Raw genomic sequence first — 14,052 nt, forward strand, 5'->3', positions numbered from 1 at the left:
TGGAGGTGTGGTCAGGCAATGGCGACGGCGCGCGGCGTTTGCGCCTGCACGCGCGTGCGGTGCGCGCGGTTGGCGACGTCGAGCCACGCCAGCGCGCTGGCTTCGAGGATGTCGGTGCTGGTGCCGGAGCCGGTCAGTTCGCGTCCGTCCACGCGCGCGATGATCTGCGCCTGTCCCTGCGCGTCGTCGCCGGTGGTGACGCTGGAGACCTGGTAGCTGTCGATCTCCAGCGCGATGCCGGTCGCACGCGCAAGCGCGGCGAACAGTGCATGCACGGGACCGTCGCCGACCGCGGCCTCGCTGACGGTCGCGCCGTCGGCATCGACCAGCTGCACGCTCGCGGTCGGCAGGCTGTCCTGCGCGACGCCGGTGCTGACGTGGAATCGCGCCAGACGATGGCCACGCGCGGCGCGCGCGTCACTGCCGAGCACCAGCGCTTCCAGGTCGGCGTCGAACACTTCGCGCTTCTTCTCGGCCAGCGTCTTGAAGCCCGCGAACACTGCGTTGAGCTGCGCCTCGTCGAGGGTGAAGCCCAGCGTCTGCAGGCGGTCGTTGAGCGCGGCACGGCCGCTGTGACGGCCCATCACCATCTGCGACTGCGACCAGCCCACGTCTTCCGGGCGCATGATCTCGTAGGTGCCGCGGTGCTTGAGCATGCCGTGCTGGTGGATGCCGGACTCGTGCGCGAACGCGTTCTGCCCGACCACGGCCTTGTTGCGCTGCACGGCCATGCCGGTGATGCGCGATAGCAGGCGCGACGTGGGTACGAGGCGGCGCGCATCGATGCGCGTGTGCGCGGCGTAGTACTCGCCCCGCACGCGCAGCGCCATCACGAGCTCTTCCAGCGCGCAGTTGCCGGCGCGTTCGCCGATGCCATTGATGGTGCATTCAACCTGACGCGCGCCGCCTTCGATCGCGGCCAGCGAGTTCGCGACCGCCAGGCCGAGGTCGTTGTGGCAGTGCGCACTGAACACCACCTGGTCCGCGCCGGCGACGCCGGAATCGGCGACGGCGGCACGCAGGTACTCGAACAGCGTCCGGATCTCGCTGGGTGTCGTATAGCCGACGGTATCGGGAATGTTGAGCGTGCGCGCGCCGGCAGCTACCGCCGCGCTGCATATCTGCGCAAGAAAGTCCGGTTCGGTGCGCAGCGCATCTTCGGCCGAGAACTCCACGTCGTCCGCGTACTTTCGCGCCAGGGTCACGCCCATCACGGCCCGCTCGAGTACCTGGTCGCGCGTGAGTCCCAGCTTGTGTTCGCGATGCAGCGGACTGGTGGAGATGAACACATGGATGCGCGGATGCGCGGCGCCATCCAGTGCACGTGCGCAGGCTTCGATATCGCCTGTGTGGCACCGCGCGAGCGTGGCGATGGTGGCACCGCGGACTTCGCGCGCGATCGTGCGCACCGCGTCCATGTCGGCATCCGAGCTGGCCGGGAAGCCCGCCTCGATCACATCGACGCCAAGCTCGGCGAGCGCGTGCGCGAAGCGCAGCTTCTGCGGTGCGGTCATGCTGCACCCCGGCGACTGCTCGCCGTCGCGCAGGCTGGTGTCGAAGATGCGTACTCGGGAAGCGGGGTCGTTCATGCGTGTAGCTCCTCGTGGGCGCGCACGACGGCGGCGGCGCGGGGCGTGGTGGTGGGGAAAGTGGGAAGCGTGGCGATGGCCGGCTCCAGCGGAGGCGTCGCCGGCAGTTCGCGATGGCGGCGTCGCGGACGCCGTGGCGCACGCGGGCGCACTTCGGACAACAACTGCGCGAGCACGCCGGCGTCGAGGTTTCCGCCGGACACGACCGCGCACTTGCGCCGGCCGGCGACGCGACGACCGGCAGCGAGCGCGAGCGCGCCCGCGCCCTCGGCGATGATGTGTTCTTCCAGTGCGAGACGGACCAGCGTCTCGCGCAGCTCGGCTTCGCGCACGACGACGATGTCGTCGATCAGCGAGGCGAGCAGGTGTTGGGTGAGATGCCCGGGCTCCCTGACGCGAACGCCGTCTGCGAGCGTCGCGACCGGTTCGCGCAGCGCATGATCGCCACGCAATGCGCGCAGCATCGAGTCGACACCCTCGATCTGCGCGCCGATCACGCGCACGCCTTGCGACTTCAATGCCAGCGCCACGCCAGCAGCCAGGCCGCCGCCACCGATGGGGACGATCACTGCATCGGGTGCGAGTGCCGCCAGTTCCAGGCCGACCGTGCCCTGTCCGGCGATCACGTCGGGATCGTCGAATGCGGACAGCAGACGGTAGCCGTTCTGTGCTGCAAGCTCGGCGGCGAAAGCCTTTGCCTCGTCGTAACTGTCGCCATGCAGGCGCACGGTCGCGCCCCAGTGCGACACGCCGGCGATCTTGGTTTGAGGCGCGCCGCGCGGCATCACCGTGATCGCGGCGACGCCGAGGCGGTACGCGGCCCATGCCAGCCCCTGCGCATGGTTGCCGGCGGAAGCGGCGATCACCGGGCGATGGTCGCCGCGCTCGCGCGCGGCCAGCAGCGCGTTCAACGCGCCGCGCACCTTGTACGAGCCGGTGCGCTGCAGGTTCTCCAGCTTCAGCCAGCAGCCGAAGCGCTCCGCGTGATGAAGTGGCGTCGGTGCGAGGTAGCGGCGCAGGCGCGCCTGCGCCGCCAGCACATCGGCGACGGTAACCATCGCGTCGCGACCATCGGTGGCTACGTCGCCGTCCATGCTCAGACCGTCGTCAGCCACGCGGCGCGTGAGCTTTCCTCGCCGCGCACGACGCGCGCGTACAGCGCCTGCAGCTCGCGCGTCACGGGGTTGTCGCCGAACTCGCGACGGTCGAGCGCGCAGATCGGCGCGACTTCGGCCGCGGTGCCGCAGACGAAGACCTCATCCGCGTCGAGCAGCTCGTGGTGCGTGACCGCGCGCGACTGCGCGCCGGTCAACGCGATCACCGTATCGCGCGTGATGCCCGGCAGCGCGTCGCGATGCTCCACCGCCGTGACTTCGCCATTGCGCACCATGAACACGTTGGCGCCCGTGCATTCGACGACCATTCCCTCGTCGTCGACGAACAGCGCCTCGTCGAAGCCGCGCAGCCGCGATTCGCGCTTGGCGAGGATCGAGTTGATGTAGGCACCGCACAGTTTCAGCGGCGGCAGCGACGTGGCGGGATTGCGCCGCCACGGCGACACGGTCAGGCGCGCGCGCTTGCCGTTGAGGTGGACGATCGTCGGCAGCGTGACGACCATGAAGTGCTGGCTCAGGCCGGGCACGTCGAGGCCGACGGTGATGCCGTCCGCGCCGGTGCCCAGCCATGTCAGCGGGCGCACATAGGCGTCGCGATGGCCGTTGGCGCGCAGCGTTTCCAGTGTCGCGTCGAAGGCCTGCTGCACATCGAACTCGATGCCCAGCAGCTCCGCGCCCTTGCGCATGCGCTCCAGGTGCTCGGGCAGGCGGAACACCGCCGCGCCGTCGCGCGTTGCGTAACTGCGGATGCCCTCGAACACGCCGGTGCCGTAATGCATCGCATGGGTGGTCAGCGGTGCCTGCAGCGTATCGGCGCTGGCGAGTTCGCCGTCGAACCACAGCAGCGGCGTGTCGGTGCGGCGCCCCTCGTCGAGCATCGACAGCGGCATCGCGCCGCGTTGTCGGGCCGATGCGGGCGTCGTGGTGGCCATCACTGACATGGCGACACCTCCACCGCGAGGCAGTCGTAGAGCTTGGCGATCTGGCTCTGCAGCGTGGTGTCGGCGCGGTCGCCTTCGACGGTCAGGCGCAGGTGCCAGCGGTCGCCGTCGGCCTGCGCCTCACCATCGACGGCGAGCGGACGGAAGCCGCGACGCTCTGCCGCGCCCAGTACCCGCGACAGCGCGCCTTCGGCCTGGCGAAGCGTGAGATCAAGCTGGTATCGCATGGCGGGTTTCCTCCGTGGGGGTGGTCTCGGACGCGCGCGACGCTTCGAGCTCCGGATCGAGCATCTGCGCGTTGTTGTGGTTGGGCGGCACCAGCGGCCACACGTTCGCCGCCGTGTCGATGGCGACATGCAGCAGCGCCGGACCCGGTGCATCGAGCAGTGCCTGCAACGCGCCGTCGACCTGGTCGGCGCGGTCGATGTGCATCGCCTGAACGCCGAACGCGGCGGCGATCGCCGCGAAGTCGGGGTTGTCGGACAGGTCGATCTCGGAATAGCGCTTCTCGAAGAACAGCTCCTGCCACTGGCGCACCATGCCCAGCGCCTGGTTGTCGAGCAGCACGATCTTCACCGGCAGTCCATAGCGGCGCAGCGTCGCCAGCTCCTGCACGTTCATCAGGAACGAACCGTCACCGCTCACGCAGATCGCCTGCGCGTCGCGATCCTGCAACTGCGCGCCGATGGCAGCGGGCAGGCCGAAGCCCATCGCACCGAGCGCGCCGCTGGTCAGGTGCTGGCGCGGTTCGCCGAAACGCCAGTGCTGCGCGACCCACATCTGGTGCTGGCCGACGTCGCAGGCGACGACGGCGCTGGGCGCCAGCTCGGACAGGCGCTTGAGCAGCGCCGGCGCGTACACCGATTCGCCCGATGCGTCGTAGCGTGCAGCGTGGTCGCGTGCGCGCTGCTGGCACGTCGCGCGCCACGCGCGACGCGCCGCACCGTTGCGCCCGTGCAGGTGCGCGGCGCAGGGCAGGGTGAGCGCGGTCAGCGTGCGGCGGATGTCGCCGCACACGCCGGCGTCGGCGTGGCGCAGCTTGCCGATCTCGCACGCGTCCAGGTCCATGTGGACGACGCGCGCGTTCGGTGCGAACTCGGCGAGCTTGCCAGTGGCGCGGTCGTCGAAGCGTGCGCCGACCACGATCAGCAGGTCGCTTTCCTGCACGGCGAGGTTCGCCGCGCGGCTGCCGTGCATGCCGAGCATGCCCAGGTTGAGCGGATGGCCCGATGGAAGCGCGCCCAGACCTTTCAGCGTCAGCACGGTCGGGATCTGCGTCGCATCGACGAACGTGCGGAACGCCGCCACCGCGTCGCCCAGCGCGATGCCGCCGCCGCCGTACACCACCGGCTTGTGCGCCTGCGAGATCAACGCCAGCGCGGCATGCAGCGACGCGTCCTTCGGTGCCGGCGCATCGTCGATGGCTGCAGGTACATGCGGCGGCAGGTGCGAGGCGTCGCCGATCTGCACGTCCTTGGGCAGGTCGATCAGCACCGGGCCCGGACGGCCCGAACGCGCGATGCGGAATGCCTCCGCGACCATGTTCGGCAACTCGTCCACGCGACGCGGCAGGAAGCTGTGCTTGACGATCGGCATCGTCATGCCGAACACGTCCAGTTCCTGGAACGCGTCCGTGCCCATCAGCGCGGTCGGCACCTGGCCGGTGATGATCACCATCGGCACCGAATCCAGCATCGCGTCGGCGATGCCGGTGACGAGGTTCGACGCACCGGGACCGGACGTCGCAACGCATACGCCGACGCGCCCGCTGGCCCGCGCATAGCCGTTCGCCGCGAAGGCCGCGCCCTGCTCGTGGCGGACCAGCACATGGCGCAGGTCCGACCCGTGCAGGGCGTCGTAGAACGGCATGATCGCGCCGCCCGGATAGCCGAAGAGCGTATCGACGCCTTCGGTCGCCAGGGCCTGCACCAGCCAGCGGGCACCGTTCATCACGCGGCCTCGGTCTGCGCTTCTTGCTTGGCCGGCGCGGCCTGCGGCGCGGTGGAAAGCCACTTCATGTTCGCGCGCAGCTTCTTGCCGACGGCTTCGATCGGATGGTCGAGGTCGGCCTGCTTGAGCGCCTTGTAGTTGGCGTTGCCCGCCGCGTACTCGGCGATCCACTGACGCGCGAACGTGCCGTCCTGGATCTCGGCGAGGACCTTGCGCATCTGCGCGCGCGTGTTCTCGTCGACCACGTACGGGCCGCGTGTGAGCGCGCCGTACTGCGCGGTCTCGCTGATGAACTCGTGCATGCGGGTGATGCCGCCTTCGTAGAACAGGTCGACGATCAGCTTCAGTTCGTGCAGGCACTCGTAGTACGCGACTTCCGGCTGGTAACCGGCTTCGACCAGCGTTTCCCAGCCGGCCTGCACCAGCTTGGTCGCGCCTCCGCAGAGCACGGCCTGCTCGCCGAACAGGTCGGTCTCGGTCTCTTCCTTGAAGGTGGTGCGGATCGCGTTCTGGCGCGCGCCGCCGATGCCGGCGCAGTAGGTCAGCGCGAGCTGTTCCGCATTGCCGCTGCGGTCCTGGTGCACGGCGTACACCGACGGCACGCCGCGACCGATCTCGTATTCGCGACGCACGAGCGCACCCGGTCCTTTCGGCGCGACGAGCACCACGTCGAGATCCTCGCGCGGCGAAATCTGGCCGTAGTGCACGTTGAAGCCGTGCGCGAACAGCAGGCACGCGCCTGGTGCGATGTTCGGTTCGATCACCTCGCCGTAGAGCTGCGGCTGCACCATGTCCGGCGTGAGCACGGCGACGAGCTGCGCGTCCTTCACCGCCTCGGCCGGCGACTTGACGGTGAAACCATCCGCCTTCGCCTTGATCTCGGTCGGGCCGCCGGGACGCAGGCCGATGGTGACGTCGAAGCCGGAGTCGCGCAGGTTCAGTGCATGCGCGCGGCCCTGGCTGCCATAGCCGACGATCGCGATGCGGGGTTTGTGCTGGGTGCTCATGGTGTGGTCCGGTGGGTGGAATGGAGGGCGGAGCGAAACGTCAAACCAGAAGCAGTTCCCGCGATTCGTCGGGAACGACGTGCAAGGGGATTTCACGCGAGGTCGGCCAATCCGCATCGAGCGGTCCGGGTGCGGTGACCGCGCCGCGCGAGGCCGAGCTGACCGACTGCGCGTACTTGGCGAGCACGCCGGTACGCACGCGCGGCGCGATGCGCGCGGCTTCGCGCGCGGCGAGGTTGGCGTCGACGTCGATGCGGCGCGTGGCGACGTCGATGCGCACGCGGTCGCCGTCGCGCAGCTTCGCGATCGGCCCGCCACGTGCGGCTTCCGGCGCGATGTGTCCGACCATGAAGCCGTGCGTCGCACCGCTGAAGCGGCCGTCGGTGATCAGTGCGACGTCGTTGCCCAGCCCTTGCCCGACCAGCGCGGCGGTGACGGCCAGCATTTCGCGCATGCCCGGTCCGCCGGCGGGACCTTCGAAGCGGATGACGACGACGTCGCCCGCACGGATGCTGCGCGCCTGTACCGCTGCGAACGCCGCTTCCTCGGAATCGAACACGCGCGCAGCGCCTTCGAAGTGCTCGATGCCGTGGCCGGCGAGCTTGACGATGCAGCCTTCCGGTGCGAGATCGCCGTACAGGATCGAGTAGCCGCCGCGCGGCTTGATCGGATCGGCGACGGAACGCACCACGTCCTGCGGTTTCGGTGCGGGGATCGTGTCGAGTTCCTCGAAGAAGCTGCGGCCGGTGACGGTCGGGATGTCGGCGATCAGTCCCGCCGAACGCAGCTCGCGTGCGACCAGCGCGGTGCCGCCGAACTCGAACATCTCCGCCGCGGTGTAGCGGCCGCCGGGCTTGAGGTCGGCGATGACCGGCGTGTGCGCGGCGGCCTCGAATTCTTCGAGGTCGAACGGAACACCTGCTTCGTGCGCGATCGCGAGCAAATGCAGCGCGGCGTTGGTCGAACCCGCCGTGGCCGAGACCGCGCGCGCCGCGTTGCGCAACGCGGCGGGAGAGATGAGGTCGCGCGGTCCCGGCCCGCCCTCGCGCAGACGCTGCATCACCAGCGCGCCACAGGCACGTGCGGCGGCGGGCTTGTCGGGGTGGATCGCGGGGATGTCGTTGAGCTGCAATGGCGACAGGCCGAGGAAGGTCAGCACCATCGCCATCGTGTTGGCGGTGAACTGGCCCCCGCATGCGCCGGCGCCGGGGCAGGCGTGCGACTCGATGCGGTGCAGCTCCGCATCGTCGATCTTCCCGGCCGAATGCGCGCCGACGGCCTCGAAGACATCCTGGATCGTGAGCGCTCGCTCGCTGCCCTCTCCCTCTCCCTGGCCCGCTGCGCGGGCCTGTCCCTCTCCCGCGAGGGGAGAGGGATCTGCGTGGTCGCGAGCGTCTTCGCCGCCAGCCTTGCTTTTCACCTCTCCCCTTGCGGGAGAGGTCGACGCGCGGAGCGCGTCGGGAGAGGGGGGACTCGCACACTTGCCCGGCATGATCGTGCCGCCGTAGAGGATCACGGTCGGGATATCGAGCCGCGCCGCGGCCATCGCCGCGGCGGGGATGGTCTTGTCGCAGCCGACCAGCAACACCATCGCATCCAGGCAATGGCCGTCGACGGCGAGCTCGATCGAGTCGGCGATGGTCTCGCGCGAGGCCAGCGACGCGCGCATGCCGTCGGAGCCCATCGCGATGCCGTCCGTTACCGCGATCGTGTTGAACTCGATGGGCGTGCCACCGTGCGAGATCACGCCGTCACGCACGTGCTGGGCGAGATCGCGCAGCGTGAAGTTGCACGGCGACACGTCCGACCAGGTGTGCACCACCGCCACCAGCGGTTTCGCGATCGCCGCGTCGTCCAGTCCGGTCGCACGCAGCATGGCGCGTGCGGGAGCGCGAGCGGGGCCTTGCTTGATGGCGTTGCTTCTCACGAACTGGATTCCTCGTTGTGGAATTCCAGGCCCGCAGAAACAAAAACCCCGCGCCGTTGTCGGGCGCGGGGTCTTTGGATCGAGACCTGGGGTGTGTGGTGTCTTACTTACACAAACCCGTACTCCGCGCTGGCAAGCCCGGTAATAAGTACGAGTACAAGAATGAGCGCGGCCGCGATCGGCGCGGCCTTCGTCAGGAGTGCGAGTGCGTTGGCGTCAGCGGCTGCGCGCGTGATCGCGACCGGGCGTCGGCTCCGGTTCGATGCGGTCTGCAGGTGGTTGTTGCGCTGCGTCATGGAGTCGAGGTAAACATGCGCCAAAGGGGCGTGTCAACAGTTTCGTTTGCAACGGGAGCGAATCGTGACGAACGGCGTACCTCGGGCCGGCGATGGTTTCGCCTGCAACGACATGGCCGCCGCCGCAGGCCCCGGATCACCCGCGCAACACCGCGCGTAGCGCCGCGTAGTCGGCATCGAGACGTTCGCCCGACGCCGGCCAGGACAGCGTTTCGGCCAGCGCCGGAGGCGGTTCGACGACGTGGCCGACCAGCGGTTCGACGATGCTGTCGAACTTCGCCGGGTGCGCGGTCGCGACCACTGCCCACGGGCGCATGTCGCCACCGGCACGTAGACGCTCCAGCACGTGCAGCCCAGTCGCAGTGTGCGGGCAGGGCACCACGCCGTGGCGCGCCGGCGCATGGCGGATCGTTTCGGTGATGGTCGCGTCATCCACCGCATGTGCCGACAACGACGTGCGCAGGTGCGCGTCGCTGTCGTGCCAGTGGCGCAGGCGCTCGAAATTGCTGGGCGCGCCCACGTCCATCGCATTGGCGAGCGTCGCCTTCGTCGCCTGCGGAACGTAAGGCTCGCCTGCGAAGTAGCGCGGCAGCACGTCGTTGGCATTGCACGCGAGCACCAGCTCACCGATCGGCAGTCCCATGCGGCGCGCGAGGAACGCAGCACATGCGTTGCCGAGGTTGCCGGTCGGCACGATCACGTTGAGCGGCTGGCCGTGCCGCGCATGGAAGCTTAGTGCCGTGTGCGCGTAATAAGCGACCTGCGGCAGCAGGCGTCCAAGACTGATGCTGTTGGCCGAACTCAACGGGATCTCGCCGCGCAGCGTTTCGTCGGAGAGCGCCTGCTTGGCCATGCGCTGGCAGTCGTCGAACGTGTCCGTCACGCGGAAGGTGCGCACGTTGTCGCCCCAGCATTCCAGCCCGTGCGCCTGGCGCGGCGAGACGCGCCCTTCCGGGTACAGGATCACGACCTTGAAGCCGGGGCGTCGGTGGAACGCCGAGGCGACCGCGGCGCCGGTATCGCCCGAGGTCGCGACGACTATCGTCGTCGGCGCTGCATCGGGATCGCGAAGCCGCGACAGCGCGCCGGCGAGGAAGCGCGCGGCGTAGTCCTTGAACGCGGCGGTCGGTCCGTGGAAGAGTTCGAGCAGGTGGTCGTCCGCGCCATCGAGCGGACGCAGTGGCGCATCGAACGAGTACGCGTGCTCGCACAAGGCGGGCAACGCATCGCGCAGCGAGGAGGCGTCGAAGAACGGCGCGAGCACGCGTCGTGCGGTGTCCGCGAGGGTCTCGCCGGCGGTGAGGTCGAGTTGCGGGACATGCGCGGGAACGTACAGGCCACCGTCGGGCGCGAGGCCGGCGACGAGCGCGTCGTCGATGCCGGTGGCCGGCGTTCCGCCGCGCGTGCTGGTGAAGTTCATCGTCGCACTCCCTGCGTCTCGATCACGTCCGCGCGCGGCCCCGCCACTGGCGTGACGTAGGAGCGCGATCCGTAGCCCGCGTCGGCGAATGCGGCCTGCATCGCCGGCGCGGCGGCGGTGGCCTCGGCTTTCGATGCGAACCACGCGAACGTGCTCGGGCCTGCGCCGGAGATGCTCGCGCCCAGTGCGCCGTGGTCGAGCGCCGCGGCCTTGGCATCGAAGAAACCGGGAATCAGCGGCGCGCGCCGCGGTTCCACCAGCAGGTCGCGCAGGCCTTCGCGCAGCAGTTGCGCGTCGCCGCGCTGCAGGCCAGTGAGGAACAGCGCGAGGTGCGAACTCTGTTCGACCACCAGCGACAGTGGATACGGATCGGCCAGCACCGCGCGCGCGCGTCGCGTTTCCAGCACCTGGTCCGGATGCACGACCACCGCGTGCAGCCATTCGGGCACCGACAGCGGGATCATGCGCGTAGCCGTCGCCATCACCACGCCGCCGAGCAGCATCGGGGCGACGTTGTCGCCGTGGCGGCTGCCGCTCGATACCGATTCACCGTCGAGCGCGAACTCGTACAGCGCTTCACGCGCGAGTGGCGCATCGAGCAGCGCGTTCGCCGCGACCAGCGCGGCCACGCACGATGCCGCGGAACCGCCGAGGCCGGAGCCGAGCGGGATCCCCTTCTCCAGTTCCAGTTCGAAGCCGTGCACAAGGCGGAGCTTCTCGCGCAGCGCGATCAGTGCCTGTCCGGCGGTGTTGCGTTCGGCCTGCAGCGGCAGCGTGCCGGCGCCTTCGGCATCGCCGCGGATCGCCGCGATGCGCACGACCGGCTCGTCGATGCGACGCACGATGGCGACGTCGCGGACGCCGTCGATGGAATGGCCGAGCAGGTCGAAACCGACGCCGATGTTGCCGACGCTGCCGGGCGCGAACGCGCGTGCCTGCTGTGGTTCGATGTCTCCGCTCACGCGATCGCCTCCGCGCGTGCGTCGGCGCCCAGCGGATGGACGAGGCCGGGCGTCGAGCCCAGCGACTGCGCGATCGCGAGCACGTCGCCGAACACGCCCGCGGCGGTGACGTCCGGGCCCGCGCCCGGCCCCTGCACGACCAGCGGATTGTCCGCGTAGCGGCGCGTGCGGAACTGCACGAGGTTGTCGGTCAGGCGCGTGTGGCAGCAGGCGTGTTCGGCTGGCAGCGCGACCACGCCGACGCGCGCGCGGCCGTCTCGGTCCAGCTGCGCGAGGTGCCGCAGCGAACGTTGCTTCGCGGCGGCGTCGCGCAGGCGCGCGAGCATCGGTTCGTCCATTTCCGCCAGGCGCGACAGGAACTCGTCGCGTCCGACATCGCGCAGTGCCTCGGGCACCAGGTTCTCCACGTCCACATCCTCCAGCGACAGCGCGCGACCGGCCTCGCGCGCCAGGATCACCAGCTTGCGCGCGACGTCGAGGCCGGACAGGTCGTCGCGCGGATCGGGTTCGGTATAGCCCAGCGCCTGCGCCTCGCGGACGAGCTGCGAGAACGGCACCGTGCCGTCGAACCGGTTGAACAGCCACGCCAGTGTGCCCGAGAGCATGCCGTCGATGCCGTACAGCTCGTCGCCGGTGTCGAGCAGGTTGCGCAGGGTGAGCATCACCGGCAGGCCCGCGCCGACCGTGGCCTCGTAGCGGAAACGGCCGCCGCCGTGCCGGCCGGCGTCCTGTATCGCGGCGTACTGCGGCCACGGCCCGCTGCCGGCGAGCTTGTTCGGCGTGACTACATGGATGCCGCGCGCGAGCCAGCGCGGGTAATGCGCGGCGACCGTGGGGCTGGCGCTGCAGTCGACGATCAGCGCGTGCGGCAGGTGCTCGCCACGCACGTGATCGGCGAAACGGTCGAGGTCGACCGCTTCGGCCGCGCCGCCTTCCAGGCGTGCCGCGGCATCGGCGGGTTCGAAGCCGCGTTCGTCCAGCACCATCGTGCGGCTGTTGGCGATGGCGCGCAGGCGCAGGTCGAGGCCGGAACGTTTGCGCAGCTCCGGCAATGCGGCCGACATCTGCACCAGCAGCGCGCTGCCGACCTGGCCCGGTCCGATCACGCCGACCGACAGCGTCTGCGGCGACAGCCAGAACGCGGCGTGCGCCGCGCGCAGGGCGCGGGTGGCGTCGGCCGCGCCGATCGCGACGGAGATGTTGCGTTCGCCTGCGCCCTGCGCGATCGCACGTGCGTTCACGCGTGCCTGCGCCAGGCCGCCGAGCAGGCGCGCGGCCACGCCCGGCGTGCCGACCATGCCGTCGCCGACCGCGGCAAGCACCGCGATGTCGCGCGTCAGCGTGACGCCCTGTGCCTGTCCGTCCGCGATCGCGTCGGCGAACGCATGCGCGACCGCGTCGCGTGCGCGTTCGGCCTGTTCGGCGCGCAGCACGCAGCAGATCGAATGTTCGGACGAGCCCTGCGAGATCATCGTCACCGACACGCCCGCGCCGCGCAGTGCGCCGAACATGCGTTCGGCCGAACCCGGCACGCCGACCATGCCGTTGCCGACGAGTTCGACGATGGCGAGATCGCGCACCAGGCTCAGGCCCTTCACCGGCACGCCGGCGGGGTCGTTGTCCGGCGAGATGAGCGTGCCAGGCCGCTCCGGCTTGCGCGTGTTGCGGATCCACAGCGGGATGCCGCGCTCCTGCACCGGCGCCATCGTCTGCGGATGCAGCACTTTCGCACCGAAATAGGCGAGTTCGCAGGCTTCGGCGTAGGACATCGACGGCAGGCACACCGCTTCCGGCACCAGGCGCGGATCGGCGGACAGGACGCCGTCGACATCGGTCCAGATGGTCAACGCCTGCGCGTCGAACAGGTTGGCGAAGATCGCCGCGGAGTAATCGCTGCCGTTGCGGCCCAGTGTGGTCGCATGGCCCTGCGCATCGCGGGCGACGAAGCCGGTGACGACGACGTTGCCGTCGTGCGATGCCCGCCATGCGGCCAGGCGCGAGCGGCTTTCGGCCCAGTCCACCGCCATGCCCATCTCGCCTGCGTGCACGACCAGCACGTCGCGTGCATCCAGTCGGTGCCATCCCGATTCGACACCGCCGAGCGCGGCGTGCATCAGGTGCGAGGACCAGACCTCGCCGAGGCCGGGCAGGCCCGCGAGTGATGCCTGCATCGCGGCATCGCCGGCGGCGAGCGCGGCCAGCAGTTCCGCGAAGGTATCGAACGCTTCGTCCAGCGCCTTGTGCAGCGAGTCGTCGTTGCGACGCAGTGCATCGGCCGCGGCAAGGTGGCGCGCGCGCAATGCATTCCAGTCTTCGCGCCACGATCCGCCGGTGCGCGCGACGTCGACCAGCGCGATCAGCGCATCGGTGACGCCCTGCATCGCCGACACCACGGCGACGCGGGGGCTCGATGGGTCCTGGAGCAGGGAGGCGGCGCTGCGGTACAGCGCGGCGTCGGCCAGGCTGCTGCCGCCGAATTTGTGCACGTGGCACGGCGGGGCAGGGCGGAGTAAAGCGTCTGCGGGTGGCATGGGGCGGGCTCCTGTGGGGCTCCGCAACCGGCCGGGTGCCAGACCTGCGCACCCGGGTCGGGTGCGGAGGCGTGGTCTTCAGATCAGCTCGACACGCCCGTCCGCACCCGCAAGCGAGTGGTGCCGGTACCGGTGGTAATCGCAAATACGCCAGCGCCCATCGCCACGCCGGTCGGCGCGGTGCTGGAGGCCTGCTGGGGCATGTTGCGATGCGTCATGTGGCCGAGAAGAGCACGCGGTTTCCGGGGCTGTCAACAGTTGCAAACGAAACGGGCGCGGCCGGCCGGCCCCGCGCTGGCGCCGGACCGTCGCCG

At 70.0% G+C, this 14,052-nt stretch carries 11 protein-coding genes; all 11 read right to left on the reverse strand.

Annotated features, from left to right (window positions below):
- Window positions 1-11: 11 nt before the first annotated feature.
- The 11 genes from FOF45_RS09400 to thrA all read right to left on the reverse strand — a co-directional run bounded on the left by FOF45_RS09400 (window position 12) and on the right by thrA (window position 13,738).
- Window positions 12-1,589: a 2-isopropylmalate synthase gene (locus tag FOF45_RS09400; protein ID WP_158984223.1), complete on the reverse strand. Its 1,578-nt coding sequence runs from the start codon at window positions 1,587-1,589 to the stop codon at window positions 12-14.
- Window positions 1,586-2,683 (reverse strand): threonine dehydratase, encoded by a 1,098-nt coding sequence (locus FOF45_RS09405; protein WP_158984225.1) that lies wholly within the window; start codon window positions 2,681-2,683, stop codon window positions 1,586-1,588. The genes FOF45_RS09400 and FOF45_RS09405 overlap by 4 nt, the downstream gene beginning before the upstream one ends.
- A gap of 2 nt (window positions 2,684-2,685) precedes the next feature.
- A complete protein-coding gene (locus FOF45_RS09410) occupies window positions 2,686-3,645 on the reverse strand; it encodes an aminotransferase class IV (protein WP_158984227.1) in 960 nt (319 codons plus the stop codon).
- Window positions 3,636-3,872, reverse strand: a complete 237-nt coding sequence (locus FOF45_RS09415; RefSeq protein ID WP_158984229.1) for an ACT domain-containing protein — start codon at window positions 3,870-3,872, stop codon at window positions 3,636-3,638. The genes FOF45_RS09410 and FOF45_RS09415 overlap by 10 nt, the downstream gene beginning before the upstream one ends.
- Window positions 3,856-5,595 carry an acetolactate synthase 2 catalytic subunit gene (gene ilvG / locus FOF45_RS09420; RefSeq protein ID WP_158984231.1) on the reverse strand — a complete coding sequence of 580 codons (1,740 nt, stop codon included), beginning with the start codon at window positions 5,593-5,595 and terminating at the stop codon, window positions 3,856-3,858. Before ilvG ends, FOF45_RS09415 begins: the two co-directional genes overlap by 17 nt.
- Window positions 5,595-6,602, reverse strand: coding sequence for a ketol-acid reductoisomerase (gene ilvC / locus FOF45_RS09425; RefSeq protein ID WP_158984233.1), 1,008 nt, complete (start codon window positions 6,600-6,602; stop codon window positions 5,595-5,597). Before ilvC ends, ilvG begins: the two co-directional genes overlap by 1 nt.
- A gap of 40 nt (window positions 6,603-6,642) precedes the next feature.
- Window positions 6,643-8,478: a dihydroxy-acid dehydratase gene (gene ilvD, locus FOF45_RS09430; RefSeq protein ID WP_158984235.1), complete on the reverse strand. Its 1,836-nt coding sequence runs from the start codon at window positions 8,476-8,478 to the stop codon at window positions 6,643-6,645.
- A gap of 158 nt (window positions 8,479-8,636) precedes the next feature.
- Window positions 8,637-8,825, reverse strand: a complete 189-nt coding sequence (locus FOF45_RS09435) for a hypothetical protein (protein WP_158984237.1) — start codon at window positions 8,823-8,825, stop codon at window positions 8,637-8,639.
- 136 nt (window positions 8,826-8,961) lie between these two features.
- Window positions 8,962-10,245 carry a threonine synthase gene (thrC, locus tag FOF45_RS09440; RefSeq protein ID WP_158984239.1) on the reverse strand — a complete coding sequence of 428 codons (1,284 nt, stop codon included), beginning with the start codon at window positions 10,243-10,245 and terminating at the stop codon, window positions 8,962-8,964.
- On the reverse strand, window positions 10,242-11,207 hold the full coding sequence (locus FOF45_RS09445; RefSeq protein ID WP_158984241.1) for a homoserine kinase: 966 nt from the start codon (window positions 11,205-11,207) through the stop codon (window positions 10,242-10,244). The genes thrC and FOF45_RS09445 overlap by 4 nt, the downstream gene beginning before the upstream one ends.
- On the reverse strand, window positions 11,204-13,738 hold the full coding sequence (gene thrA / locus FOF45_RS09450; protein WP_158984243.1) for a bifunctional aspartate kinase/homoserine dehydrogenase I: 2,535 nt from the start codon (window positions 13,736-13,738) through the stop codon (window positions 11,204-11,206). The genes FOF45_RS09445 and thrA overlap by 4 nt, the downstream gene beginning before the upstream one ends.
- Window positions 13,739-14,052: the final 314 nt, after the last annotated feature.

Origin of the sequence: Lysobacter panacisoli, from assembly GCF_009765165.1 — a bacterium.
In the GTDB taxonomy this organism is placed as follows: Bacteria; Pseudomonadota; Gammaproteobacteria; order Xanthomonadales; family Xanthomonadaceae; genus Lysobacter_J; species Lysobacter_J panacisoli.

Excerpts from the sequence above, each read along its gene's own strand:
- ilvD (WP_158984235.1), bottom strand. The coding sequence starts at position 8,478 with ATGCTGCGTGCGACCGGACTGGACGACGCGGCGATCGCGAAACCGCTG.
- thrC (WP_158984239.1), bottom strand. The coding sequence starts at position 10,245 with ATGAACTTCACCAGCACGCGCGGCGGAACGCCGGCCACCGGCATCGAC.
- FOF45_RS09415 (WP_158984229.1), bottom strand. The coding sequence starts at position 3,872 with ATGCGATACCAGCTTGATCTCACGCTTCGCCAGGCCGAAGGCGCGCTG.
- ilvC (WP_158984233.1), bottom strand. The coding sequence starts at position 6,602 with ATGAGCACCCAGCACAAACCCCGCATCGCGATCGTCGGCTATGGCAGC.
- FOF45_RS09410 (WP_158984227.1), bottom strand. The coding sequence starts at position 3,645 with ATGTCAGTGATGGCCACCACGACGCCCGCATCGGCCCGACAACGCGGC.
- FOF45_RS09405 (WP_158984225.1), bottom strand. The coding sequence starts at position 2,683 with ATGGACGGCGACGTAGCCACCGATGGTCGCGACGCGATGGTTACCGTC.
- FOF45_RS09435 (WP_158984237.1), bottom strand. The coding sequence starts at position 8,825 with ATGACGCAGCGCAACAACCACCTGCAGACCGCATCGAACCGGAGCCGA.
- ilvG (WP_158984231.1), bottom strand. The coding sequence starts at position 5,595 with ATGAACGGTGCCCGCTGGCTGGTGCAGGCCCTGGCGACCGAAGGCGTC.
- thrA (WP_158984243.1), bottom strand. The coding sequence starts at position 13,738 with ATGCCACCCGCAGACGCTTTACTCCGCCCTGCCCCGCCGTGCCACGTG.
- FOF45_RS09400 (WP_158984223.1), bottom strand. The coding sequence starts at position 1,589 with ATGAACGACCCCGCTTCCCGAGTACGCATCTTCGACACCAGCCTGCGC.